Source organism: Mesorhizobium sp. M0018 (genome assembly GCF_040323955.1).
In the GTDB taxonomy this organism is placed as follows: Bacteria; Pseudomonadota; Alphaproteobacteria; order Rhizobiales; family Rhizobiaceae; genus Mesorhizobium.
This window is the reverse complement of sequence record NZ_JAMYVL010000017.1, coordinates 1-25161: the sequence shown is the minus strand read 5'-3', so window position 1 is coordinate 25161 and position 25161 is coordinate 1. Positions and strand designations below refer to the sequence as shown.

At 63.0% G+C, this 25161-nt stretch carries 22 protein-coding genes; 7 read left to right on the top strand and 15 right to left on the bottom strand.

The genetic code is table 11. The annotated features are described in order from the left end of the window. Positions 1-188 precede the first annotated feature (188 nt). Complete coding sequence (gene proC, locus NKJ81_RS22295) at positions 189-1004, top strand: pyrroline-5-carboxylate reductase (protein ID WP_352541749.1); 816 nt, start codon at positions 189-191, stop codon at positions 1002-1004. Positions 1005-1151: 147 nt separating this feature from the next. Here proC and NKJ81_RS22290 read toward each other — a convergent pair whose 3' ends face one another. The 3 genes from NKJ81_RS22290 to NKJ81_RS22280 all read right to left on the bottom strand — a co-directional run bounded on the left by NKJ81_RS22290 (position 1152) and on the right by NKJ81_RS22280 (position 6735). Further along, positions 1152-1310: a hypothetical protein gene (locus NKJ81_RS22290; protein ID WP_352541748.1), complete on the bottom strand. Its 159-nt coding sequence runs from the start codon at positions 1308-1310 to the stop codon at positions 1152-1154. Next, positions 1303-2628, bottom strand: a complete 1326-nt coding sequence (locus NKJ81_RS22285) for an NAD(P)H-dependent oxidoreductase (RefSeq protein WP_352541747.1) — start codon at positions 2626-2628, stop codon at positions 1303-1305. Before NKJ81_RS22285 ends, NKJ81_RS22290 begins: the two co-directional genes overlap by 8 nt. 156 nt (positions 2629-2784) lie before the next feature. Further along, positions 2785-6735: a caspase family protein gene (locus tag NKJ81_RS22280; protein WP_352541746.1), complete on the bottom strand. Its 3951-nt coding sequence runs from the start codon at positions 6733-6735 to the stop codon at positions 2785-2787. Between the two features lie 135 nt (positions 6736-6870). On the opposite strand from NKJ81_RS22280, the gene NKJ81_RS22275 reads away from it, so the two are divergent. Beyond that, the gene (locus tag NKJ81_RS22275) at positions 6871-7752 is read left to right on the top strand and encodes a YihY/virulence factor BrkB family protein (RefSeq protein WP_352503594.1); all 882 of its coding nucleotides are present in this window, start codon (positions 6871-6873) and stop codon (positions 7750-7752) included. Between the two features lie 112 nt (positions 7753-7864). On the opposite strand, the gene NKJ81_RS22270 is transcribed toward NKJ81_RS22275, so the two are convergent. The 4 genes from NKJ81_RS22270 to NKJ81_RS22255 form a co-directional block, all read right to left on the bottom strand. Then, on the bottom strand, positions 7865-8626 hold the full coding sequence (locus NKJ81_RS22270; protein ID WP_352541745.1) for a glutamine amidotransferase: 762 nt from the start codon (positions 8624-8626) through the stop codon (positions 7865-7867). Between the two features lie 85 nt (positions 8627-8711). Further along, complete coding sequence (locus tag NKJ81_RS22265; RefSeq protein WP_023677420.1) at positions 8712-9713, bottom strand: rhamnose ABC transporter substrate-binding protein; 1002 nt, start codon at positions 9711-9713, stop codon at positions 8712-8714. Positions 9714-9759: 46 nt separating this feature from the next. Next, positions 9760-10749, bottom strand: coding sequence for an ABC transporter permease (locus NKJ81_RS22260; protein WP_352457057.1), 990 nt, complete (start codon positions 10747-10749; stop codon positions 9760-9762). Beyond that, positions 10746-13301 (bottom strand): ATP-binding cassette domain-containing protein, encoded by a 2556-nt coding sequence (locus NKJ81_RS22255; protein WP_352541744.1) that lies wholly within the window; start codon positions 13299-13301, stop codon positions 10746-10748. Before NKJ81_RS22255 ends, NKJ81_RS22260 begins: the two co-directional genes overlap by 4 nt. 196 nt (positions 13302-13497) lie before the next feature. On the opposite strand from NKJ81_RS22255, the gene NKJ81_RS22250 reads away from it, so the two are divergent. From NKJ81_RS22250 to NKJ81_RS22230, 5 genes are all read left to right on the top strand, one after another. Continuing rightward, complete coding sequence (locus NKJ81_RS22250; protein ID WP_352541743.1) at positions 13498-14781, top strand: ROK family transcriptional regulator; 1284 nt, start codon at positions 13498-13500, stop codon at positions 14779-14781. A gap of 192 nt (positions 14782-14973) precedes the next feature. Then, positions 14974-15174 (top strand): CsbD family protein, encoded by a 201-nt coding sequence (locus tag NKJ81_RS22245; protein ID WP_023719429.1) that lies wholly within the window; start codon positions 14974-14976, stop codon positions 15172-15174. A gap of 510 nt (positions 15175-15684) precedes the next feature. Next, positions 15685-16212 carry a hypothetical protein gene (locus tag NKJ81_RS22240; RefSeq protein ID WP_352541742.1) on the top strand — a complete coding sequence of 176 codons (528 nt, stop codon included), beginning with the start codon at positions 15685-15687 and terminating at the stop codon, positions 16210-16212. Between the two features lie 265 nt (positions 16213-16477). Beyond that, positions 16478-16735, top strand: coding sequence for a hypothetical protein (locus NKJ81_RS22235; protein ID WP_352541741.1), 258 nt, complete (start codon positions 16478-16480; stop codon positions 16733-16735). An 84-nt stretch (positions 16736-16819) separates the two neighbouring features. Next, positions 16820-17413: an SOS response-associated peptidase gene (locus NKJ81_RS22230; protein WP_352541740.1), complete on the top strand. Its 594-nt coding sequence runs from the start codon at positions 16820-16822 to the stop codon at positions 17411-17413. Between the two features lie 91 nt (positions 17414-17504). Here the strand turns inward: NKJ81_RS22230 and NKJ81_RS22225 are convergent, their stop codons facing one another. From NKJ81_RS22225 to NKJ81_RS22190, 8 genes are all read right to left on the bottom strand, one after another. Continuing rightward, positions 17505-17975 (bottom strand): group I truncated hemoglobin, encoded by a 471-nt coding sequence (locus NKJ81_RS22225; protein ID WP_352541739.1) that lies wholly within the window; start codon positions 17973-17975, stop codon positions 17505-17507. A gap of 263 nt (positions 17976-18238) precedes the next feature. After that, positions 18239-18406: a hypothetical protein gene (locus NKJ81_RS22220; protein ID WP_352541738.1), complete on the bottom strand. Its 168-nt coding sequence runs from the start codon at positions 18404-18406 to the stop codon at positions 18239-18241. Between the two features lie 256 nt (positions 18407-18662). Then, a complete protein-coding gene (locus tag NKJ81_RS22215) occupies positions 18663-18986 on the bottom strand; it encodes a hypothetical protein (RefSeq protein WP_352475073.1) in 324 nt (107 codons plus the stop codon). Positions 18987-19796: 810 nt separating this feature from the next. Next, positions 19797-20315 carry a flavin reductase family protein gene (locus NKJ81_RS22210; protein WP_352541737.1) on the bottom strand — a complete coding sequence of 173 codons (519 nt, stop codon included), beginning with the start codon at positions 20313-20315 and terminating at the stop codon, positions 19797-19799. A gap of 27 nt (positions 20316-20342) precedes the next feature. After that, positions 20343-21761: an FAD/NAD(P)-binding protein gene (locus tag NKJ81_RS22205; protein ID WP_352541736.1), complete on the bottom strand. Its 1419-nt coding sequence runs from the start codon at positions 21759-21761 to the stop codon at positions 20343-20345. Beyond that, positions 21758-22933, bottom strand: a complete 1176-nt coding sequence (gene ssuD / locus NKJ81_RS22200; RefSeq protein WP_352503581.1) for an FMNH2-dependent alkanesulfonate monooxygenase — start codon at positions 22931-22933, stop codon at positions 21758-21760. Before ssuD ends, NKJ81_RS22205 begins: the two co-directional genes overlap by 4 nt. Positions 22934-22966: 33 nt before the next feature. Further along, positions 22967-24214 (bottom strand): SfnB family sulfur acquisition oxidoreductase, encoded by a 1248-nt coding sequence (locus NKJ81_RS22195; protein ID WP_023722899.1) that lies wholly within the window; start codon positions 24212-24214, stop codon positions 22967-22969. Further along, complete coding sequence (locus NKJ81_RS22190) at positions 24211-25002, bottom strand: ABC transporter ATP-binding protein (protein ID WP_352475067.1); 792 nt, start codon at positions 25000-25002, stop codon at positions 24211-24213. The genes NKJ81_RS22195 and NKJ81_RS22190 overlap by 4 nt, the downstream gene beginning before the upstream one ends. Between the last annotated feature and the right edge of the window lie 159 nt (positions 25003-25161).

Below are 25161 nucleotides of genomic sequence, written 5' to 3'. Positions count from 1 at the left end.
CCGCCACTGCTTAAGCGATGCTAAACAGGCATAGGAAATAAAAGGTTAATTTGGTCGCCGCGCGACTGCGCGACTACATGCGCATCCCAACCGCAAGGTCGGGGTTTCCGCCCGATCACGGTCCCAACAGGGCTTCCCCGCCCTGCCGCGAACGTCTATGGGGAAGCCATCTCTATGGGAGGCTTTCGATGACGATCAGGCTTGTTCTCGCCGGTTGCGGCAATATGGGCTACGCCATGCTCTCGGGCTGGCTGAAAGCCGGCAAGCTCGCTCCGACTGCGGTGTTCGTGGTCGAGCCCAATGCCGACTTGCGCAAGCGTGCCGAAGCACTGGGCTGCGGTGTTGGCGCCGATGCCGGCGCCATCCCGGCTGACGCCGTGCCGGCTCTCGTCGTCATTGCGGTGAAGCCGCAGGTGATCCGCGACGTGACGGCTGGTTACATCCGCTTCAACGATGGCCGGACCACCTTCCTCAGCATCGCCGCCGGGACACCGGTCGCCACGTTTGAAGGTATTCTCGGCGACCGCGCGCCGATCGTGCGCTGCATGCCCAACACGCCGGCGGCGATCGGCAAGGGCATGATGGTGGTGTTTTCCAACAGGCTGGTTTCCGACGACACCAAACGCTTCGTCGCCGACCTGCTTTCGGCAAGCGGGCAAGTGGCCGATATCGACGACGAGGCCCTGATGGATGCGGTGACGGCAGTCTCCGGGTCGGGGCCGGCCTATATCTTCCATTTCATCGAAGCGCTGACCGTGGCCGCCGAGAAAGCCGGCCTGCCGACCGGGACTGCCAAGCTCTTGGCCATGCAGACGGTCTACGGCGCCGCATCGCTGGCCGCCGAAAGCGGCGAGGAGCCGGGCGTGCTCAGGCAGCAGGTGACCAGCCCCAACGGCACCACGGCTGCGGCCCTTGCAGTACTGATGGGCGAGGACCGGCTGACGCGCCTGCTCACCGAGGCGGTGGAAGCGGCGCGGCTGCGGTCTATCGAGCTGGGGAAGTAGGGCTTCTGGGGGAGCCGGTCGGCGGTGATGGCCGACCGTTCCTGTCGGCAATAGCAACCGGTAGAAAAGCCGTTACGTGGCGTTCCTTCGCGCCCTCCACTGTCCTGCCGACATCAAAATCGCGATAGCCTAGAATGTCGACAGATATCAGCGATGCCCCCACAAGTCGTCGATCTCGTCCTTGTTCTCGGGCGGCCCGTCTTTGCCGGCTTTGGCTTTGAGATCATCGGCAATGGCCGTGAGCCGCTCTGCCAGAGAAGGGCGTCCATTTTCCCGCTTCAACTCGGATTTACGGACCTCAGCCATCACCAAGATTCCCATACAGCATCTCGTCCTGCAGCCGGCGCAAGGCGAACAGCCTGGTCGTCGGGTCGGGCGCGGCATTGTCGGCGGTGAGCAATTCGCCTTTCCTCACCGGTTTCAGCACCTTGCCGCCTTCGAGCAGACCAACCGGCACGGCGCGATGGGCGCGGGCCTGTTCGACGGTCATGGTCCAGGAGCGGTAGCAGGTCTCGCCGATCGCATCGAAAACCTCGCCTGCCGCCAGATCGCGCTTGGCCACGGCGCAGACCTCGGCCACCGGCCGCGGCAGCGGCACCATGTCGGGCTTGCCGTAAAGCGCGATGCGAGCCGCCGTCAGCGGCACTTCCAGCGAGGTCAGATGGTAGGGCCTGAAGAAGCTGTAATAGGGGCCGTGGCCGATATGCAGATCGTCCATGCGCTCGATGATGCGCGGATGCGTCGCCTCGACGATTACGAAGACGCCGGGCGCCACGCCCTTGCCGACGGTGTAGTCGACGACGCCCTTCTTCGACAGGATGCCGCCCTGCTCGCGCGGGATCAGCACCTTGACCAGCTCGTCGCGATCGGCCTTGGGGCCGTGCATGCCGGGAACGTCGGGCACCAGCCCGGTGGCGTTGGCAATGGCGCACATCTCGACCATGGTTTTCGAGCCGTCGACGAACTCGACCAGCATGCGCGGATTCATGTTGCGGCGCAGCGCCTCCTCGCGGTAGTCGTCGGGAACGGCGTCGTGGTTGAGAGGGTTGTTTTTGCCCTTGCCGGCGGAGACGATGGTGTAGCCGAGCGCCGAGGCGAACTCGATCAGCTCCATGCAGCTCGACGGCTCGTCGCCGGCGCCGACCGAATAGACGACGCCGAGCCGGTCGGCCTGCTGCTTTAGATAGCAGCCGATGGTAACGTCGGCCTCGACATTCATCATCACCAGGTGCTTGCCGTGCTGCATCGCCATCAGGTCAAAATCGGCGGCGACGCCGGGCTTGCCGGTGGCATCGATGACGACATCGATAAGCGGATTGGTGACCAGCATTTCGTTCGAGGTGACGGCGATCTTGCCGCTTTCGATCGCCTGGCTGACCTTCGAAGCGCTGTCCGCTTCGGCTGCCATCGCCTGATCGCCATAAGCAATGCGGATGGCGTCACGCGCCGTATGCGGGCGGCGCGTCGAGATCGCGCAAACCGAAATGCCCGGCATCAGCATGCCTTGCGTCACCAGGTCGGTGCCCATCTCGCCCGAACCGATAACGCCGATGCGCACCGGGCGGCCTTCCGCGGCGCGCTTGGCAAGATCGCGGGCAAGCCCGGTCAAGGCGACATTGGTCATACTGGAACGTCCACTGCTTTAAGTCTTTGTTTTTATGCATGTCGTTGTCCCAAAACCGCGGCACACTTTTGGGCGACATGCATTATGAAGCGGGAATAGCAGGGAACGGCAACCCATTGCCAATCGAAACCGGCCGCGGCCACCTTTTCCTGTGCGCTATTGCAATTCGGCCAGCAAGGCTTTTGCCTCGGCAAGGTTCTTGGCGGAGCCGGCGGCAAGGTCGTCCATCTTGCGCTCACTGAAGATGACGAGCGCATGCTCGCAGGCGCCTATCGCTTCCTCGACCATTGCCTTCTGCTTGCGGGCAGCACCCAGATCGGTAAGCACATCGCATAGGCTGTCCTCGGTGAAGGCGACGCCCGGCACCGAACCGATCTTCTTCTGCACAGCGATGGCCTCGCGCAGGATCGGCACTGCCTCCTCGAATTTGGCGACGTTGTTTTCGGCGCGGCCGGCGAGCGTCAGCTGATAGCCGATCTCGTTTTGCAGGCTCGCCCAGCGGTCGGGGTCGCGGTCGCGGCCGACCTCGTCTGCGAGCGCCCGGTTGACGGCGACCGCTTCGGCGAACAAAGCCGGCGAAGGCTCTTTCGCGCCGATCATGCCAAGCACATTGGCCAGGCTTGCCTGCGTGCTGGCCCAGGGTTCGGAGGCGCGGTCGCGCGTGCGCACGCTCTGGATCGAGCGATAGATGCCGGCCGAGCGCTTCAGCAGGGCGACGTCACCGCGCCAGTAGCCCAGCGTCGACAGCGCGCTGGCCAGGTTTGCCTGGTTGCGCAGCCATTCGTCGGCATCCCTGTCGCGGCTCATCACCGTCAGTGCCGCCTCATAGGCCTGGACAGACTTGGCCATGGCGTCCGGATCGGAGCTGGCGTTTGCCTGCATCATGCGGGCATTGCCGAGGTCGCCTTCGACCGAGGCCCAGAGCGAGCGGTCGGGCAACGTGGCATAGACGGCCAGTGCCTTTTCATGCGCGGCCGCCGCCCTCTGGTAGAGCGATGGGTCATTGGCGCTGCCGGCAAGGTAGTAATAGGCAGTGCCGAGTTCGTTCTGCAGCTGGGCGTGATCTTCCGGCACCGTGGCGAGGTCGTAGAAGGGCAGCGCCGCTTCTAGCGCCGTCGCCGACTGGCGGAACGGTTCGCCGTCCTGCGTGCGGTCGCCCAACACCAGGAGCACGTGGCCCAGGCCCCATTGCGTTGCCGCCCAGGCGTCAGGATCGCTGTCACGGCTCTGCACCTCGAGCGCCGCACGATAGGCCGCCGCCGAGCGCTGGAGCGCCTCGTCCGGACCGCCATTGGCCTTGCCGAGCATGGAAAGTGCTGCACCCAGCCGGTACTGCGTCTTCGCCCAGTCCTTCGGGGCGCTGTCCTTGCTTCGCACGGTGAGCGCTGCACCATAGGCGGCGACCGCTTGTTCCAGCACCGCTTTGTCGCTGGCGCGGTCGCCCCAGGTCGCCAAAGCGTTGCCGAGACTGTGCTCGATCGAAGCAAACTCGATTGGAGCAGCGCCGGCGGTATAGATCTGCGAGGCCTCGCGATAGGCGGACGCCGACTCCCGGAGATAGTCGATGCCAGTGTCCCGATCGCCAAGCGTCGCATAGACCGAGCCTAGATTCTGCTTCAACGAAGCCCAGTCGAGCGGCAGCTTTTCGCGCGGATATTCAGAAAGTGCGGCCTCATAGGCAGCGATCGCCTCAAGCAGCGCGTCGTTGCCTTCCTGCCTGGCGCCAAGGCGCTGCAAGGCATTGCCAAGCGTCAACTGGCCGTTCGCCCAGCTCGCCGGCGCATGCTCGCGCGTCCAGACCGTCAGTGCGGCCTCTGCGGCCTCCCGAGCATGCTGAAGCGTGGCGATGTCGCCATTGATCTGGCCGATCGATTCCAGCGCCGAGCTCAAATTATTCTGGATCGTCGCCCATTGCGCCGGGGCGCGCTCGCGCGTCATCTCCTCGGTCGCAGCCTGATACGCGGCCACTGCCTGCTCAAGCGTCGGCACGTCTTTTTCACGCTCGCCAAGGCGAAACAAGGCCGCGCCGAGATTGACCTGGCTCAACGCCCAGTCGAGCGGGACGCGCTCCCTGCGGTATTCGGTCAGCGCGGCGCGATGCGCTTCGATCGAAGCGCGGAAACTGTCGGTCGTGGCCTGGCGCTCGCCGATCTCGGACAGCACGATGCCGAGATTATTCTCAGTCGCCGCCCATTCGAGCGGCATTTTTTTCGCCGCTTGCACCGCGAGCGCCGCGCGGAAGGAGGCGACGGCCTCGTCGAGCAGTGCGATACCATTCTCGCGCTGGCCGAGCCGCCAGTAGACGGTGCCGAGATTGCCAAGCGTCGAGGCCCAGTCGTCCGGATCGGCGTCGCGTGTGTAGACGGTCAGCGCCTGGTCGAAGGCGGCAGCCGCCTTGTCGAGGTTTTCGCGACCGGCCTCGCGTTCGCCCAGCGTCGACAGTGTGGTGGCGAGATTGTTTTGCGTGGCAGCCCATTGCCGCGGGCTGTTTTCGCGCGACACATAGGTCAGCGCTATTTCATAGGCAGCGACCGCCTGCACCAGAAAGGCATTGTCGCCAGAGAAAGAACCGTGCGCGGAGAGCGCCTGGGCCTCGGCTGCCTTGTAGAACCAGGCTTGATGGTCGTCCCATTTCTCGACCTGCTCATAGGCCTTGGCATAGTCCTGCGCTGCCGCCTGATAACTGAACGAAATTTCGTAGGTTTTGGCGCTGTCGCCGAAAACCTCGGCAAACTCGAACCGACGCGCCTTGAGGTCGGCTTCGGCCTGGTCGACGGTCTTCGACAGTTCGCCAACGCGGGCCTTGGCCTGTTCATGGATTTTCTGCGCTGTTTCGAGTGCGCCTTCTTGCACCGCCTGCTCGGCCAGTCTTGAAAGCCGCACGATTTCCGGATCCTCGCTCTTCAGCATCGCCTGCTCGTCTAGTACCTGTTTCAGCCGCTCGGTCTGGCCGCGCAGCAATTCATCGAGCTCGGCCGCATCCCTGGGTTTCTCGGTGCCCAGCGTCTTCAGCATGGCATAGAGCGCATCCATCGGTACGCCGCCGTCGCGGGCGATCGTCTCGATCTGGCGGCGTTGCGGGTCGGGCAACGTCGAGATCGTCACCAGCAGCCGGCGACGCTCGCTGAGTATCTCGCCCTCCTCGCCTTTCGGCACCTCGGCGGGCGTACCGAAATAAAGCAGCCGGCGCAGGCTTTCATTGACCCACGGCCGCTGCCGGCCGCCGGTCTTGAGATAGACCTCCTCGCCGATCATGCGCAGCACGGTGCCGAATTCCTCGCCGCCCATCGTGTCGAAGTGACGCAAAATGGCTGCCGCATAGGGGCTGTTGCCATCTGCGGGACCGTCGAGGGCCACCTTGCCGGGCTCGGCGGCAAAACCGATGACCTGGCCCAGGCTGTCATCGGCCGAAACCTTGGCCGGCGCGCTGCCGTTCAGCGCCACGACGCTGCGGGTTTCGCCGAGGCCGCCGGCGCCGATCGGCTCGCCCGCTTCGCCCGGCGTGATTTTGAGCAGCGTGCCCGGTGGAAACGGATCGTTGCGGCAGGCATCGAGCAGCACGATGGTGACCGGCACCTTGGCCTTCAGCTCGGCCACGATCGACGACAGCGGCACCAGCTTCTCGCCGGCATCGTCGAGCGCTGTAATGTCGGTATCGACCGGCACCAGGAAATTCTCGCCGCCGGCTTCGATGCCGTGGCCGGAATAGTAGATAATGGCGACGTCGGCACCCTCGGCATCGTCGACGAAGCCTTCGAGGTCGCGCCGCAATTTGCGCGCGTCGCGATTGATCGCGACATCGGTTTCGAAGCCGAGCCTGTCGAACATCTCCTCGATGGCGCGGGCGTCGTTTTCCGGATTGGGCAGCTTGCCGACATGCTCATAATCGGACTGCCCGATGACGAGCGCGACGCCCTTAAGCGCCTTCGGCCCTTCAGCCCGCGCAGAAACCAGCGCGCATAAAAGGGCAAGCAGCGCGGCAAACGCCACGCCTATGCGCCCTGTTGCCCCTGGAAACAGCATCGTCGTCCCACCCCAAACCCAGCGCGCCATCTTCCGCAACGGCATGGCATCATGATGGCCGGCGCGTGGCAAGTGTTCGGGCAAGAGGTGTTCTTGTCGTGGGGAAGGGAGGCAGGAATGTCATGCTGCTCCGCGCCCCCTCCTGTCCCGCCGGCCTCTCGCCCCTCGCCCAGCGCTGCGCGGCCGCTACTTGTTTGTTGACAGGCATGCGAGGCCTACATGTGGAATTTGGCAGCAGAGGGCTGGAGGCTCCTCAAGCAGAGCGTCATCGGCTTCATCGACGACAATGCGCTGAGCCATGGGGCGGCGATAGCGTTTTATGCCACGACCTCGCTTGCGCCGATCCTGCTCATCGTTGTCGCTATTGCCGGCATGGCCTTCGGGCACGAGGCGGCGCAACTCGCCCTTTCGGCACAGATCGCTGGCCTGATGGGGCCGCAAAGTGCCGAGCTGCTGCAGGCGACGATCGAGAACGCCTCGCAGAAGGAAGCGGGAACCCTTGCCAGCATTCTGGGGCTGGTCACGCTGTTCGTCGCCGCATCCGGCGTGTTCGGCGAAATGCAGCTGGCGCTGAACGAAATCTGGAAAGTCAAACCGAGCGGGGCAACGATTTCACGAATGGTGCGGGCACGCATTGCAAGCCTGGGCCTGGTCGCCGCGCTTGGTTTCCTGCTGCTGGTGTCGCTGGTCGTAAGCGCTGCAATTTCGGCGCTCGGAGAGGTCATCAACGCCGACCTGCCGTTCGGCACCATCATCCTGAGCGCCATCAACGGGATCGTCTCGTTTGCCCTGATCACACTGCTGTTTGCCGCAATCTACAAGGTGCTGCCGGACCGCAGCCTGCAATGGCGCGATGTCGGCATCGGCGCCGCGGTCACCGGGTTTCTGTTCACCATCGGCAAGTCGCTGATTGGCTGGTATATCGGAACCAGCGCCATCTCATCATCATACGGCGCGGCCGGCGCCCTGCTCGTCGTGCTGTTATGGGTCTATTATTCAGCGGAGATATTTCTGCTGGGCGCCGAATTCACGCGAGCCTATTCGGTTCGACATGGCAGCCGGTCCGATTTGAAGAACAAGGTGGAATTGCATGGCAAATGAGTTCACGCCGAAATTCGACCTAGCCGACGAGGTGGTGGTGGTCACCGGCGCCTCGCGCGGCATCGGCCGCGCCAGGACAACCGCACTGGGTCAAACCTAGTGTCCGGCTTCCTCATTCATTGCCGGCAAGCCAACGGACCATATTCGCCATCAGTCTTCCGTAGAACGGCCACGCGAGGAAATCCTGCGAGAGCCAATGCGGGCCGATATCGGTTGCCCAGGCAATCGTGCGGCCGCGGCCATGGCTATCGACGGCAAGGAGCGGCCAGTCGGTGCCGCGATGGTGGCAGGTCGCCAGAAGCCGGGACGAACCGTCGCGCCTGAATTCCAGCTTGTTCATGCCGAGAATCGGCGGCAAAGGCCCCTCCACCCCGGAAAAAATCGGATGTGACGACTGCAGGATGGAGGCCTGCAGGCCTTGCGGCACCTCCATGCCGTCGCAGTAGGGTAGGCAACGGACCGGCAGAACGTCCTCGACCGGGGTGTCGTGGAAACGCGCCGTCCCGAACATGCCCTGAAAGCCCATGTAACCGCCGGCCAGCATCAGCCCGCCGCCACCTTCGACATAGGCCTTGAGCACATCGAGGCGGTTGACGCCGACACGCCCGGTGCGGGCATCCGGCGTCACCAGCAATGTCAGGGCGCCGACATCGGAGATCACCACCGCCTGATATTGGGCGAGCCCATCGAGGTCATAGGGAAACTCCGCGCTGCAACGCTCGCCGCCGATCTGCGTGACCGCGATGCCTTCAGTGGTCAGCGCGGCATTGAAGGCCGTCGCGCCATTTGTCGAGGTCGCACTTGTAAGCACGTCGCTGCCGATGGCAACCGAGGTCGTCGCTGCAAAGGTTTCGCCTGCAAGCAATATCTTCATTGCCGCCCCGCACTGTTTCATTCGAGAGGTTTTTAGGAAGGGCGCCGGATGGACCGGCGCCCCCTAGAACTCAAGCCCTACAGGATCAGAATTTGAATTCGGCCAGATTTTCGGGAGTTACGATCTTGGCCGGACCAAGGATCAGTTCGCCGCCGGCGCCAATCGTGTATTCGCCGAGCCTGCCTGCCGTGAACTTCTCACCCTCCTTGCCGGTGATCTTGCATTGCGCAAACGCCTGGGCCGTCTGATAGGTAAGATAGCCAAGATCGGTGACGTTCCACCAGATATCCTGAGCCGCTTCGTCCTTGATGTATTTCGAGATCAGAGTGGCCGGCGCGAGGCCGGTCAGCTTGACCTTGCCGATCATGCCCGCTTCCTCGAGTGCACGCGCGGCCGCCGGAAGGCCAATGCCTGCCGGGACGATGATCACCTTGAGATCGGGAAACGCCTGGACCAGCGCCAATGCCTGCTGCTGGTTGATCTGTTCGCTTTCTTCGCCATAGGCCACCTGCACCAGCTTCATTTTGGAGAACTTCGGCTCGGCCGCCATCTTCGCCTTCATGAAGTCGATCCAGGCATTCTGGTTGGTCGCCGTCGGCGTCGACGACAGGATCGCGAATTCGCCTTCACCGCCGCTGAGGGCGAATGCACTTTCGAGCATCATCTCGGCGAGGCTGTCGCCCTTCACCTGATTGACGAACACTGCACGCGCATCGGCGGCCACATCGGAGTCATACGAAATCACTCTGACGCCCTGCTGAACGGCGCGCTTCAGCGCAGGCGCGACGGCATTGGCGTCGTTGCCGGCAATTGCGATGACCCCGACCTTCTGCGACACGAGGCTGTTGATGAATTCGATCTGCGCCTCGGCGGTCGCCTGCGATGGGGCGACCTGGGTAGCGGTGCCGCCAATTTCCTTGGCTGCCTCTTGTGCGCCTCCGAAGGCCACTTTGAAGTAGGGATCCGTGTCGAGCTTGGGCAGGAAACCGACCGTTACGGGTTCCTTGGCGCACTCCTGGCTGAAGGCCAGCGAGCTTGGCGCAAGCAGAACCGCGGATGCGAGCAGGGCTAATCTAAACGCTTTCATTGTGACTCCTCCGTCAAAATTCGGGCTTGAAGGAAGGGGCCCGAGATCACCCCTTTGTCTCGCGCATTGCGCGGGATCTGCTGAGCATCTCCTGTGTGGAGCGCCAGTAATTGCCGACCAGCAGCGAGCCGATCAAAAGCAGGCCGATGATCATGCCCTGCGCGTCGCCACCGATCTGGTTCAGCGCCAGCACGTTGCGGATGATGGCGATCAGGACCAGTGCCAGCATGACGCCGGTCAGGCGGCCCTTGCCGCCAAAGACGCTGACGCCGCCGAGCAGCACGATGGTGATGACGTCGAGCTCCATGCCGAGCGCATTGTTGGCGCGGGCGTTGGAAAGGCGCGCGGTGTAGACGATGCCGGCTATCGCCGCGACGACGCCCGAGACGACGAACAGGTTCAGCACCATCCGGCGCGTGTTTATGCCGGAATAGCGCGCCACTTCGGGGCTGCCGCCGAGCGCGTAGATGCGCTTGCCGGTCGGCGTCTTCTGCAGCACGACCGCAAACACCGGCGCCAGCACCAGGAAGGGCACGATGGTCCACGGTATCTCGGTGCCAGGCAGGTTGTTGATGCCGAAATCGACGACCGCGGGCGGCAGGATGTTGACCGAGCCGGTGCCGAGCAGGATGTAGCCAATGCCTCGATAGAGCGCCATGGTGCCGAGCGTCACAACCAACGACTGCAGTCCAAGGCCCGAGACCAGATAGCCGTTGAAGGCGCCGAGCAGGCCGCCGATGACGAGCGTCAGCGGGATTGCGGCAAGTGTCGGCACACCGGCCTGGACCAGCAAGCCAAAGACGACGGACGTCAGCGCCAGCACCGAGGCGATCGACAGGTCGATCTCGCGGGTGATGATGAGCAGCGCCATCGGCAGGATCAGCAATGCCTTTTCCGAGGCGCTGGCGGCCAGTTGCGAGAGATTGAAGCCGGAAACGAAATTCGGCACGAAGATCGCCGCGTAGAGGAAGATGGCCACGCAAGAGGTCGCCAGCAGCAGATCCCAGAAGTCGATCGAACGGAGGAACTTTTTCACCGCGCCCTCGCCTGTCTTGCCTGCTCGGCCCGCCGCACGATGAAGGTGTCGATGCCGATGGCGACCAGGATCACGAGGCCGTAGACGCCCTGCAGCCACAGCGGGTCGACGCGCACCAGCGTCAGCCCGTTCTTGATGACGAGCAGCGTGAGCGCGCCGAGGATGATACCGAGCAGCGTGCCCGAACCACCGCGGATGGCGACGCCGCCGACCACCGCCGACGCGATCACGGTGAGTTCGAAGCCGAGCGCGACGCGTGCATCGATGGTCGCATAGCGCGATGCCCACAGCGCGCCGCACAGGCCGCCGAGCAGGCCGGCCATGCCAAAGGCCAACAGAATGCGGCGGTCGACGGGGATGCCGATAAGACGCGCGCCGTCGGGATTGGAGCCAGCGGCGAACAGTTCGCGCCCGATCGCCGTACGATAGAGCAGCACGTAGCCCAGGCACAGGATAACGATCGCGATGATGACGATCAGCGGCACGCCGGCGATCTTCAGGCCGGTCATGTCGAGCCAGGCTTGCGTGACTTCGTCGGCGCTGATCTGGTCACCGGCTGCCCAGATCGAGTTGAAGCCGCGGAAGGTCGACATCGAGGCCAGCGTGACGACGATCGCCGGGATCTTTCCCCTGGTGACGACGAGGCCGTTGATCAGGCCGGCGACGCCACCGACGGCGCATGCGGTTATCAGGCCAATGCCGATGTCGAGCCCTGGATAGGCCTGGACCATGCTGGCCGCCATGTAAGCCGACAGGCCGATCACCGCAGCGATCGAAAGGTCGATGTTGCGGGTGATCAGCACCAGCATCTGCGCGAGTGCCGCAACGACGAGCAGGGCGGCATCCATCGACACGGCGGTCAGGTTTGCAGCGCTCACCATGCGCGGGTTGATGATGGTGACCGGGATGGCGACCGCCAGCATCGCGGCGAGCAGACCGAACTCCCGCCGCTTCAGTATGTCGAGCGGTCCTTTTCTCTTCTCCTCGCCGGTGGCCTGTGCCGCATCGGCGCTTTCGCCGGCCTTGGTCGCTGCTTCCAGCACCTTTTCCTGAGTGGCTTCGCCCCTGGCAAATTCGGCCGTCCGATGGCCTTCGCGCAGGACGATGATGCGGTCGCACATGCCGATGAGCTCGGGCATTTCGGAGGAGATCAGGATGATTGCCATGCCCTGGGCGGCAAGGTCGGCGACCATCGCATGCACTTCCGCCTTGGTGCCGACGTCGATGCCTTGCGTCGGCTCGTCGAGGATGAGGACGCGCGGTTCGGTGCGCAGCCATTTGGCCAACACCACCTTCTGCTGGTTGCCGCCGGACAGTTCCTTTACCGGCTGCGCGTAGCCGGAAAAGCGAAGCTTCATGCGCTTCAGCCAGTCCGAAACCAGATTGATCGCGCGGTTCGTGCCGTAGAAACCGGAGCGGGCTGCCTTGTCGAGGACTGGCAGCACCGCGTTGTCGAGGATGGAAAAATCCATCACCAGGCTCTGGCCCATGCGGTCTTCAGAGACATAGGCGATACGCGCATCCATAGCGTCGCGTGCCGACGCGAAGCGCACTGCTTCGCCGTCGATCAGGATTTCGCCGGCATCGGGCTGGTCGATTCCGAACAGCACGCGCGCGATCTCGGTCCGCCCGCTGCCGACCAGGCCGCCGAGCCCGAGCACCTCGCCGGCATGGAGCTTGAGGTCGATATTGGAAAAGCCACCGGCGTGCGAAAGCCCCCTCGCCTCCAACACCAGTGCGCCGGTGGCGTGGCTTCGTTGCGGATAGAGGTCGGTGACCTCACGGCCGACCATCATGCCGATGGCAGCGGCGCGGCCAAGCTCGGCCTTCGGCTTGACGCCAATGAGACGCCCGTCGCGCAGCACCGCGATGCGGTCGGCGATGCGGAAGATCTCGTCCATGCGGTGGCCGACGAACATCATCGCCACGCCGTGCAGCCGCAGGTCGGCGACGACAGTGAACAGCCGCTCGACCTCGCGCTGCGACAGGGCGGCCGTCGGCTCGTCCATGATCAGCACCCGCGCGTCGAGCGACAGGGCGCGGGCGATCTCGACCAGTTGCTGTTCGGAGGTGCGCAACATTCCGAGCCGGGTTTCGGCCGGCACGTCGAGGCCGACTGTCGCCAGCACCCTGCGCGCGCCGGCAAGCATGGCGGCGTTGTCGATGCCGCCGAAGCGGTCGCGCGGCATATGGCCGAGATAGATGTTCTCCGCCACCGAAAGATCAGGGAAAAGACCGGGGTGCTGGTGCATGACCGAGATGCCGGCAGCCTGGGCGTCGTGCGGCGAATGGAAGACCACAGGCTTGCCATCGACTTCGACATGGCCGCCGGTCGGGAGATACACGCCGGCCAGCAGCTTCACGCAGGTGCTCTTGCCGGCGCCGTTTTCGCCAAGCAGAGCCAGCACCTCGCCTGAGCGCAATTCGAAGGACGCGTCCTTGAGGGCAATCGTGCCGCCGAAGGCTTTTGTCGCCTGAACCAGGGCAACGGGGACAGCCGCGTCGCTCTTCACCATGGCGTCGGCTTCGCCTAATGCGCCCAAGTGCAGCACCTTTCCTCCCTAGTCCTGTTTTTTCAATTTGCTATATTAAATGGCCGAATGCCGCAACTGGAAAATTGACTTCCATGGCCGCGAAGGGCACTGTCGCGTCGCGCACGGGTGCGATTGGAGTGCTCGACCCCGCGGCAGCCTCAAAGCTGCAAGCGGCTGGAGTGGCTCTGCGGGAATGAATGGGGAGGCGCCGGTTTTGTCCGGAAAAGGCAGCAATTCGGTCAAGGTTCGGCATTATAACGAGCGCTTCGTGCTTGATGCCATTCGCCGCCTGAAGGAGGCATCCAAGTCCGATCTGGCGCGCGCCGCAAATCTGACGCCGGCTGCGGTCGCCACCATTGTCGACGGGCTGGAATCGTCCGGATTCGTAAAGCAAGTGGGAAAAAGGTTCGGGCAACGCGGATCGCCATCCACTCTCTACCGACTTGCACCTGAGCGTATCTACAGCGTCGGCATCAAGATCGGCCGGCGCGCGCTGGAAGCCGTGCTCGTCGACTTTGCCGGCGAGGTCCGCTCGCGCGAGTCGCACGAATATCGCTTTCCGGATCCCGACATGGTGCTCAAGGCAGGCAACATGTCGCTGGCCAATTTCGACAAGCTGGTCGAGGGGCTTGGCGATGCCAACATCGTCGGCGTCGGCATCGCCTCGCCATATTTCCTCGGCGGCTGGAGCGAAGAGCTCGGCTTTCCCGACGATCTCGGCAGCCGCTGGGAAGCAATCGATCTGACGACGTTCTTCGCCACAAAGCCGAAGACCCCGGTCTTCGTGGAAAACGACGCATCATCGGCCGCACTCGCCGAACTCATCCAGGGGACCGGCGCGCGGTTCCGCGACTTCATGCATATCTCGATCGACACCTTTGTCGGCGGCGGACTGGTGCAAGGCGGCAAGGTCCATACCGGGCCGCACGGCAACAGCGCCGCGCTCGGTCCTTTGCCGGTCTCGCCTTCAAGCCTCGATTCGGTGGCGGCCAAGCCGGCGCGCTACCAGAGCCTGCTGCATCGCGCTTCGATCTATGTGCTGGTCAATCATCTCAAATCGCGCGGCATCGAGATCAACCGCGTGCGCGAACTCGACCCCTTGCCGCCAGGGGCGCGCGAACCGCTGTCCGAATGGATCGACGATTGCGCCAATGCGCTGGTCGAGGCGATCATCGCCATCACCTCCGTCATCGACATCGAGGCGATCGTTCTCGACAGCATCCTGCCGCGGCCGATCCATCTCGAGCTGCTGGCAAAGGTGCAGACCCAGTTCAACAGGATCAGCGCCATCGGCATCGTGGCGCCGGAAATCGTCTCGGGACAATTCGGCCCCGAGGCCTCGCCGATCGGCGCGGCGATGCTGCCGTTCTCGGCACTGTTGGCGCCCGACAGCGGCGTGCTCATGATCGGCAAGGACAGAACAATGCTGCCGGGCAGCCTTTCGAGGCTTGCCAGCCAAGGCCAACCAGCAAGAAGCTCAGCGCCTTCAACGGCATAAGACAGTGCCGCGAAAGAGCATCAAGCTCCAGGCATCATCAACATCAGCTCGCAGTCCGGCACGGGCACGACGGGCTTTTTGCGCCGGCACCGGAACTTTTAGCGGCTGCTAATCTTCATTCGTCACCAACATTGAAATGCCGATCGGTCCGCGCTCCGCTTCAGTGCGGGCCCAGGAAGCAAGGAGGAACATATGAACTGGGATCAAATCAAGGGAAAATGGACGCAGTTCAAAGGCAAGGCGAAGGAGCAGTGGGGTGACCTCACCGACGACGATCTTGATCGGATCGAGGGCAACCGGGACCAGCTCTTGGGGCGTATCCAGGAGCGATATGGCATCGCCAAGGAAGAGGCAGAGCGCCAGGTTGATAACTGGTCCAGAAGCATCAGCTGAGCCTTGGACGCAACGCCGTCTTCTGCCCCCACCGGGGTGAAACGCTGCGTCGCCCGCCGTGCCGACTGGTGCGGTGGGCTCTTTCGACAGCGAGGCCCCACGAGGAACCTTTAGCCGTATCTAATATTCTACTTGCGTGGCGGGCTTCGCCCCGGCGTGCGCCCCGCCCGGAGGCGAAGGAGTGCAATGATGAACAACATTATCTGGCTGGTCGGCGCGATCGTGATCGTAATCGCCATTTTGAGCTTTTTGGGTCTGCGATAGCATCCTGAACCCTCTCTTCGAGCCGGCGACCGTCCCCGCTCGGTATGGCCTCAGCGCGCCCAAGCTGGTCAGACTTAGGTCCCAAGCAAGATACTCCAGGATTGGACCGAAGCCCCGGCTGAGGAACGTAGCCGGCTGGTTCACGTTGTGGTGAGCTTTGGCGCGACGAAGATGCGTCCGGGCGGAAGAGTTCAAAGCCAGGGAGGAGAGGCCCGACGCTCCGAACGGGCGTCGGGCCTGGGCGTAATGCAAACAATCAGCAGACTGTTCAATTCCCATGCCCAGGCAGCACGTGCCGTGGCCAAGCTTCAGGCTGCCGGGATTCGTCGCCGGCAAATCAGCGTGGTCGGATCTTACAACGACAATGATGAACCGATCAGCGTTGCTGGATATTACGACGATGAGATGAGCGCTCTCTGGCGGGGTGCGATTGCTGGTGCCGCACTTGGCGCGACGGCTGGTCTGTTGGCCGGCTTCAGCGCTTTTGGAGCTCAAGACGTTGATCCTGCGGGGATGACCGGCATGGCCCTGGTCGGTGCGGCTTGGGGCGGCTTTGCCGGCGTGCTTCTCGGAACTTTTGCCAATTTTGCCCAGAAGCTGCGCAAGCCGAAGATCGCAGAAGGTGTCGTACTGGTGATGGCCCGCGTCGATGAAAGGCAGGTCGGCGCCGCGTACACGGTGCTCCGGAGTTTCGCGGAGATGCCTTCCGGGCAGATGAAGAGGAGCGCTTTGCCAAATTCAAGCCGGCTCCGCGTCCGATCTGGTGCCCGATGAAGTTTGTTTCGCGAAACGGGAATTCAAACCGGAGGCGCCCGACGAAAGCTTGGCAAACCAACACTTTGGAAGCATGCGGGCTACTTGCCGTCGTGTTGTCCTTTATTCTTACCGTTCTGTTGGTTGGTCTCATCCTTGGCTGAACCCATGCCCTTGCCACCGGCGACACTATGCCCGGCAATTGGCGAAGGTTGTGGCCAGTTCGAAGGATTAAACCATTCGTGCTAAGCGTTAATAGCTTGTAGCCATAGGAGAGGACGCCAACGTGGACAAACGGGCTGAAGGAGACGCGGAGAGATTGGCTCGAGGCGAGTTCGAGCTCAAAGCCGAACGATATGGTGTGAACGCCTTTCTTCTCGTTGTCGAACTCGTAAATCTGCTGGAAAAGCGTGGAACGATCAGCAGCGACGACGTCGCGAAAATAGCCGAAGCCGCCGCATTTGCCGTTGCCGCATCCAGCGAACCCGACGTGAACAGCATCAATCTGTTGCAGGCCATCGCTGCCGCACGCCGGCCCAAATAGGCTTATATCAAATCCGCCAGCAATCGGCGCCCACCGATAAACGCTATATTGAACTGATCTCGATCGAGCGTGCGGAGCCATTCCATGTGCAATGACTACGAGCAGCACATCGCTTGGGCCGAATACTGCCGGATGATGGAATCGCTGGCGCTCAAAATCCCCAGCCATCAAACCGAACTGGATCTGCCGCAGGCGGATGACATCCGCATCAACGACCCCGCACCTGTAATGCGCGCCGCCGGCGACGCAATCGAACTGGCGTCGATGACATTCGGCTTTCCTCCGGCCGGGCCAAAAGGCGGACCTGTATTCAACTTTCGCTCGGAGGGCCGGCAGTTCAGCAACAGCAAGCGCTGTCTCGTTCCGGCGTCGGCATTCTTCGAATTCACGGGAACGAAATATCCAAAAACCAAGCACAGGTTCACGCTGAATGGCCATTCGTTCATGGCGATTGCCGGGCTGTGGCGCGAGGGTGTCGGCAACAAGCCGCCGACGTTCACGATGCTGACGAGCGAGCCAGGGCCGGACGTGGCGCCATATCACAACCGGCAAGTGGTTGTGCTGCGGCCATCGGACTGGGCGGCCTGGATCCATCTCACGAGGTCCGAGGCTGAACTCCTGCGGCCGTTGCCGGTAGGGTCGCTCAGAGTGGAGACAGCTCGGGCAGGTTCGGAGTAGGAACCATCGGAAAATTGCGCGCTGAGCTGCGGCCGCGCCTCACGGCGACGCGCGCCATGCTCAGAACGAATGCCCGCGCGATATAAGCGCTTCAGCCCCGCTTGACGTAGCCGGCGGTGACCTCGTCCTTGTGGGCGGCGAAAGCTTCCAGGACTTCGGTTTTCTCAGGCTTCGGAATCTTGAAATGATCCAAGGTCCGCCCGAGTTCGGCTGCGACCTCATCGAATTCCGCGGGGGAAATCCGCAGGTCGCGATGCGCCTCCTCGAGGCCGAGCGGCGTCGTGCCGGGCTTGGTGGCGACGAACTTGAAGGGCCCGCCAGAAACGTCGCAGACCCACAGCGTGCGCATGAACTTGAGGCCGGGCAACCTTTCAAGGTTCTTGGTGTGCCATTTGCGCAGCTGCGGATTCTTGGACTTTTGGCCTACGATCGGGTTCCTCACGACGGCGTCGCTGAAGTGATCGATCACCGCTGCGATGGCAAACACGCCGCCCAGCCGCTCATACAGACTTTTCTCGGATGTGGTTTTCTTCGTCTGCGCGAGCGCCTTGTCGGCAGGCAATACCGACGTCGATGCGGCGGCCAGCGCCAGCGCGGCGACAACACTTCGTCTTGTGAGAGAAGTCGAAATTTTCATCCCTGGTTCCCTTCGAGGTTAGGCCAGAGCGAGCCGCAGCCTGTCTGGCGGGCTTCATGAAATGACATTCGGACGCTTTGCCATATTTTAGCATCGCCTAAAGAACTAACGAGCCCTTCGCCCGAATTATTCCGATTGACCGCATTGCCGTGGTCAACTTGCGTAAAGGTCGCGCGGATGAGGAAGGCTTAAGCACGCGTCGCCGCACGCAGCAGAGGTCGCGAAGCCACTTCGGCCGCATCGGCGGCCCGATCGATGTTGCGGGCACCGTAGTCTTCCTGACCTCGCTGGCGGCGGTCGCCTGCGGCCAATAGCCTGTGCTTTTCGAAGATCGCGAGCTTCTGCGGATACGTCATCCGCACCTTGGCGTTGCACCCGTCGCATCTGAAGTGCGCGATTGTTCTTAGTGCAGAGCCCTTTCTTACCGCCGGATGCAAGCAATCCGGACATTCGAATGTGAGCGCGACATCCGATAAGTCTTCGGCTAAGCCCGTTTCCGTCCCCTTCGCAAACTCGGTGGCTACACTCTGGCGATTCTCAACGGGCAATTCAGATGCCAAACGGCTGTGCCAAAGCGGGACTAGGCCAATTCGCCTCGGAACGCCCGCCAAGCTAGTGCGCCTTCTCTGCCCCTTTTGAGCGACGAAGAGACCTAACTTCCTCCAGCAGTTCGCGCTCATTGGTAGTCACGTTTCGGAAGATTGCGACAATCATCACCGCCAAGGCTTCGGCATCCAGGCTTAGAGGGTCAATGTGCTCATCTGCGCAAACCTGATCAAACACGCGTTCACAAATAGCCAAATCGTGAGGGCTGAGGCGAGTGCGATTGAAACGCCGGCGCGACATTTGCGAGCCTTCGACGCCCGCCGCCCCGTTGCAAAAGAAGCGGGCCTTGGCAAGAAACGCGAGTCGTTGAACGATTGTTCCCGGCTGCAAGCTTTGTTAAGCCGCCTGCAGCAGGGGCAGACCAGAATGCATTCCCCACGCATCATGGCGCATGCGAGCGCCGTGAGGTGAGTGTGCAAGACCACAGCTTTTGACGAGCCTGTGCGCGTGGCACTCGGCAGGTCGCGGGGCGCCATATTTTTCGGCAACCTCGCCAACCGCGCACAATCACCATCGAGCAGGTCAAGGAGGCCTTGGAAGATGCGCCAGCGAAACAATCTGGTGCTGCGAGAGAGGATTGAACTCTGCCTTGGTATAATTAATTCAATAACAGGTCATTTGTAACATTGTGACGGACAGCGGAATGGACATAGTTTTAAGCGCCGTTGCATGCAGCCGAGCGATTTTCGGCGTTCAACACGTTCCCGGGACTCAACGTTGAGCCACAACCTTGTCAGTCTCGTTATCGAGGACGCCCGCGCCTTGTTGATCGAGACAATATCGAAGCTCGGGCTCCAACTCGCCTAAAAGCCTTGCGAGCCTGATTTGTGGCGAAAGGTGGCACGCCCGATAACTCCCGATGCTTATTGCGACAGGGCTTATGGAATAATGGCGAGATCAGCGTGGGGATGATTGGATGGATGGACATGTTTGGGCATGTCGCACGCCGATTCATGATTTCCTACGGCTCACTTTCCCATGCACTTGTCGATAAAGGCATTATAGTCCCTGCGGTTCTGGCTGGACGCCAAAAGACCTGCCTCGCCTTTACTGTTTTCTCTCCAAGGCATTCTAGATTAGACCTTCATTTGAATGCCTGGACCTTCGCCGCGCCGCCAAGCACCAGGAACCGAAATACGTTTACGACGATCCGTATGCGCCGTGATGATAGATCAGCGCCGGGCCGGGCTCTCCGCTCACCACATGCCGGACGCTGCCGAGGATCAGCGCGTGGCTGTGGCGAATAATAGTATCCTCAACCGTGCAGTCGACCGCGGCAAGCGCCTCGTCGAGTGCCAGTGCGCCGCTTGCAAGGCTGGACCAGCGAGCGCCCTCGTAGCGCGCCGACCCCTTCAGGCCACCGCGCCCGGCAAAGCGGTCGGCAATCGCGATCTGGTCGGCACGCAGCACATTCACGCAGAAATGCCGATGCCGGCTGATGGCTGCCCAGGTAGACGAGTTCAGATTGATGCTGACAACCATCACCTCTGGTTCGACCGATAGGGAATGGGCGGTGGTAACGGTTGCGCCCGTCCGTTCGTCGCCAACACCTGCGGTGACCACGGAGACAGCTCCGGCCAGGTGTCGCATCGCAAATTTCAGGGGAACCCGGCTTTCCACTAAGGTTTCCACTAGGGGAACGCGTTCGGTCAGTGTCATCTGGATAGCCTCATCGTGTTTGCAGCTTCACGACGCCTTGCGACGCAACGCCGTTTGGTATCCCAACCATTGGTGAATTTCGGCGGCGATGCGCTCGGCATGTGCGGTGACTTCGGGAATTCCCATCAGTTCGCCGACGCTGCCTCGCGCCAGTGGCCCGCTGACGAAAATGCTATCGGTCGGGCGCCCGGATGTGCCGACCGCACGGCCTTGGCTGTCGGTATCCAAACCAAGACCAATCGGATCGAGCCGGACCAATCCCATCCGCGCGAGCGCCGCAATCGCCGTGTTGGTCCGCAAGATATCGGCGTGCGCCGGTCCGGTCGTCACGATCACACTGTCGAAAGCATCGACAACGAGGCTGCGTTGGCCACGCAGTCGCTGCCTGACGCAAATGCGTCCGTCGACCTGTTCGGCGCCGACAATCGTTGCGGCGCGATAGGCAAGCTTGCCCTCGGCGACGCATCGATCGAGCACGTCCGCAACTTGCGGCGCGAGGCGGAAGCGATGCACGTCCCAGAGCGCACGAAGATGGCGTGCCACACGTCGCTGCTCGGCCAGCGGCAAGGCCTGCCAGATGGTTTGTCCCTGACGTCGGACAGCATCGAGCACCGGATGCCAGTCTTCGCCCCGGCGCTTGGCATCAAGGATCGTTACCCGGATGCGCCTGAATAGTGCCGTTGCGCTGCGTGAAGGCAGGGTCGTGAAATCGCCAATTGGATCGGCCAGCATCGCGGCTTGGCCGCGCGAGCGATAGCCGTGGCGTGACAGCGCGACGATGTGGCCACGATGCCCCTTGCGGTCGAGCGTTGCAATCACGTCCGCCGACGTCAGTCCGGTGCCCACGACCAGGACACGGTCGTCGCGGCCGATCGCTTCCAGCCTCTCGAGATCATAGGGATTGGCCACCAGCCCGGCTGTGCCAGCCACGGACTTCAGGGGCATCGGCAAGGCCGGCGGCGGATGCGTCGTCGCAATCACCACGGCGTCGGCAGCGAGCGCCCCGCCATCAGCGAGGATCAGACGGTAGCCCTCGCCGGTGCGCTCGACCGATGCGACGGCGGACCTGACATGGCGGATCGTTTTGCTGAGAAGGAAGGGCCGGAGATGAGATTCCACATAGCGCCCGAAAACGCGACGCTGCGGGTAGAGTGCTCCGTAGGCGGCAATAGCCTCGGCATCGTCTACAATGGCTCTGGTCTGCTCCAGCCAGTCGGCAAAGTGGCTGTCCTGGCCGGAGATCAGCGTCATTCTCGACGCCGGCACATTGATACGATGCGCCGGATCGGCCGTGGAGTAAGCCAGACCATAGCCGAGCCCCTCGCGGGGCTCGACGACCACGATATCGGATGCACCGGCCGGGAGCAGTCGCGCCAGATGAAACGCAGTCGCCGCACCTGAAAAGCCGCCGCCGACAATCGCTATGATCGGTGCGCTGGCGCTCAAGACTGGCTCGCGCGCAGCGCCGACGGGCGATGGTCGCCGGCCACGGTTTCGCCGAAGGGGCCCATGTTGACGGCCGTCTGCCGCGTTGAGATCTCGTGATCGAGTGGCAACTGCGGCAACACAAGTTCGCCGAAGCGATAGGCTTCCTCCAGATGCGGGTAACCGGACAGGATGAATGTATCGATGCCTATGCGCCGGTATTCATCGATCCGTGCCGCCACCGTAGCCGCATCGCCGACCAGAGCGGTGCCGGCGCCGCCACGCACCAGGCCGACACCGGCCCACAGATTCGGACTGATTTCGAGTTTGTCGCGACGGCCGCCATGCAGCCGGCTCATGCGCGACTGGCCGACGGAATCCATGCGCGCGAAAACCTTCTGCGCCTCGGCGATCGTCTTGTCGTCCAGGCGGCTGATCAGGCGGTCGGCATCGGCCCAGGCTTCGTCATTGGTTTCGCGAACGATGACATGCAGCCTGATGCCGAAACTCACCTGGCGTCCGGCCTTCTCGGCAAGGCCGCGCACATGGTCGACCTTTGCGGCGACGTCAGCCGGCGGTTCGCCCCAGGTCAGATATTTATCGATCTGCTCGGCGGCGACCGCATTGGCCGCCTCCGACGAGCCGCCGAAATATAGCGGCGGATGCGGCGTCTGCACAGGCGGGAACAGCAGCCTTCCGTCCTCGATGCGGAAATGTCTGCCTTCGTAGGCAACGGTCTCGCCGCGCAGCACGGCCTTGTAGATATCGAGGAATTCCCGCGTCACCTCATAGCGCTCGTCATGGCTGAGGAAGATGCCGTCGCCCTTGTTCTCGACCGGGTCGCCGCCGGTGACGACGTTGATGAGCAGGCGCCCGCCCGAAATGCGGTCGAGCGTCGAGGTCATCCGCGCCGCGAGCGTCGGCGACTGCAGCCCGGGACGGACGGCAACGAGGAAGCGGAGCCGCTGCGTCAACGGCGCCAGCGCCGACGCCACGACCCAGCTGTCCTCGCAACTTCGGCCGGTCGGCAGCAGCGCGCCGTAATAGCCGATGGCGTCGGCGGCCTTGGCGACCTGGGTCAGATAGGGCAGGTCGACCGCCCTGCCCCCCTCGGAGGTGCCGAGATAGCGGCTGTCGCCATGGGTCGGAAGAAACCACAGGACCTTGATCCTGTCGGGGATGGCAGTGCTCATGAACAGTCCTCTATGACTTTACGGCGTTCTCGCTCAGCTCCAGGCGTGTAGCGGCGGATTGACGTCGTTCAGGTAATAGTTGCCGAGGATCGCGTATTTCCAGCGCACCGGATCGTGCAGCGTGTGGGTTCGGGCGTTGCGCCAGTGCCGGTCGAGATTGTGCTCGGCCAGTGTGGATCGCGTGCCGGCGAGTTCGAACAGTTTGTTGGTGGCGTTGATGGCGATCTCGGTGGTGAGGATCTTGGATTCGGCAACCGCGATCTGCGCTTTCGCGACGGTCCTATCGTTCGGATCGGCCACGGCGCGGTCGACCGCAAGGCCGGCCTTGTCCAGAACCGCCTCGGCCGCATTGGCCCGCAGGCGGAGGTCGCCGACCGCCTGGATCGTGTAGGGATCCTGCCAGGCATGATCGACGCCGCTGTCGATCCACGCGCGCGACTTGGTGCGCACGAAGCTGACGGTTTCGTCGATCGCCGCGTTGGCGATGCCGAGATCGACAGCAGCCTGGATGATCTGGAAGATGGCGCCGTCGGCGGTCGGCCGGTCATAGCCCTTGTAGCCGGGGACGAGATGCGTCTTCGGCACTTTCACATTGTCCAGCAGAACTGTGCCGGACAGCGTCGTCTTCTGGCCGAAGCTCGACCAGTCGTCGATGACCGTCAGTCCGGGCGCGCCGCGATCGGCGATGGCATACCAGGCCCGGCCCTCGTCATCGAGCGCCACGATCGGCACCAGATGGGCGAGCAGCGCGCCGCTGGAATAGAATTTCTGGCCATTGACCACGACGTGGTCGCCAGCGTCGACGAATTTGGTCTCGAAGTCGGCCGCCCGCTTGGAGCCGAATTCCGAGAACGCGTTGCCGAACCGCGTGCCGGACAGAACTTCGGCGAAGAGCAACTGCTTCTGGGCCTCATCAGAGACGGTGCGGATGGCGGCGACGACGCCGAGATGGTTCTGCGGAATCTGGCCGAGCGACGGATCGGCCGCCGAGATGATGGTGATCACCTTCGACAGCGTCACATAGGAGAGTTCCGGTCCGCCATAGGCCTTCGGCACGTTGATCGACCACAGGCCGCTCTGCGAAAACGCATCGAGCTCTTCCTTCGGCCAGATGCGCTCGCGGTCCCGCCTGGAGGCGTCCTTGGCGAAGTCTGCGGCCAGTTTTTCCGCCACAGCGATCGCCTCGGCGTCGGTCTTGATGACATGCGCTCTGGCCGACGGACGCTCAACCGGGGGGACGGCGCTGCGGATATCGGACGGCTGCTTCGATTGGATGGTCATGCTGCGGTCTCCTGGGGAAAATGTTGCGATGGAAGCGGCGTGCCGCCGAGATAGTAGGTCTTAATGTCGTCGCGCTGGCGCAGGTCGGCGGCCGACCCTTCCAGCACGCTCTTTCCGTTTTCGAGCACGGTGGCGCGGTCGGCATATTTCAGCGCCACTGCCGAATTCTGCTCGGCGACAAGGATCGAAAGATCTTCGTCCCGATTGAGCCGCTTCAAAGCGCTGAAAATCTCGTCGACGATCAGCGGCGCCAGCCCCATCGAAGGCTCGTCCAGCACGAAGAGTTTCGGCCGCGACATCAGACCGCGGCCGATCGCCGTCATCTGCTGCTCGCCGCCGGAGGTGAGGCCGGACCGGGTTCGCCGCTTCTCGGTGAGCCTGGGGAAAAGCGCATAGACGCGGTCGAGGTCGGCCTTGACGCCGGTGCGGGAGGACGAACGCCCGAGCGCGCCGGTCAGAAGGTTCTCCTCGACCGTCAGCGAGCGGAAGCAGTGTCGGCCCTCGAGGACCTGGACCAGACCCTTGCGGACGAGGTGAGAGGGGCTTGCCCTGGAGACATCCTCGCCGTCGAAAGTGATCCGGCCAGCGGTAACAGTGCCGCGCTCGGCCGGGAGGAGATTGGATACGGCGCGTAGCAGCGTCGTCTTGCCGGCGCCGTTGGAGCCGAGCAGTGCGACGATCTCGCCTTTGCCGACCGACAGGTCGACACCGTGCAGGGCGGCGATGGCGCCGTTGTAGACGGCCTCCACGCGACTGACCGACAGGATCGGATTTTCCGGGCTGGACATCGATGACTCCGCAATAGGCAGGAAATCGCGGGCCGGCCCGGGGGGCGCCCGGCGGGTGTTGTGGGTAAGTTGGGGGCACCGGGGAGGGGGGGGGGGGCGGGGGGGGGGTTGTTGGGCGGTTGGTTGGGTAAAAATAGGGGCCCGATGAGGGAGGTGGGT